The 515-nt window shown below is 65.4% G+C and carries 2 protein-coding genes; both read left to right on the top strand.

Annotated elements, in window-relative coordinates; genetic code table 11:
• The coding region (locus GTW58_RS14040) for an RluA family pseudouridine synthase (protein ID WP_245195288.1) at positions 1 to 337 on the top strand (337 nt) is incomplete at its 5' end.
• Between the two features lie 59 nt (positions 338 to 396).
• On the top strand, positions 397 to 515 hold a 119-nt coding region (locus GTW58_RS15180; RefSeq protein WP_168023656.1), incomplete at its 3' end, for a PHP domain-containing protein.

Here is a 515-nt window from a genome sequence, read left to right as displayed (position 1 = left end):
GCGATTCGCCGTCGGGGACGGTGGACGTGATTCGGTGACCCACTACGAGACCCTTGAAGCCTTCGGTCGTGCCACGCTCGTGGAAGTCCACCTGGAGACCGGGCGGACTCACCAGATCCGCGTGCACTTCTCCGCACTGCACCACCCGTGCTGCGGAGACCTGACGTACGGGGCCGATCCGGCCCTGTCCGCGGGCCTGGGGCTGACCCGGCAGTGGTTGCACGCTCGTCGGCTGGGCTTCGAACACCCGGCCACCGGTGAGAACGTGACCTTCGAGAGCCCTTACCCCCCGGATCTCGACTACGCATTGGAGACCCTGCGCGACGGCGGTCCCTGAGAGATCTCCCACGGGTGTCCCGTGAGGCTCGTGTCCGAGTCCGCCGCTAGAATCTTCTGGTGACCAAGGGCAAGGGATTTACGCATCTGCACGTGCACACCGAGTACTCGATGCTCGACGGTGCAGCCCGACTCGACGACCTCTTCGAGGCCTGTCACGCCAACGGCATGGATTCCCT

The sequence above is a fragment of the Kocuria subflava genome, assembly GCF_012163155.1.
GTDB lineage: Bacteria > Actinomycetota > Actinomycetes > Actinomycetales > Micrococcaceae > Kocuria > Kocuria subflava.
Note: the sequence above shows the minus strand (reverse complement) of the source record. Positions and strands in the feature narration are given on the sequence as shown.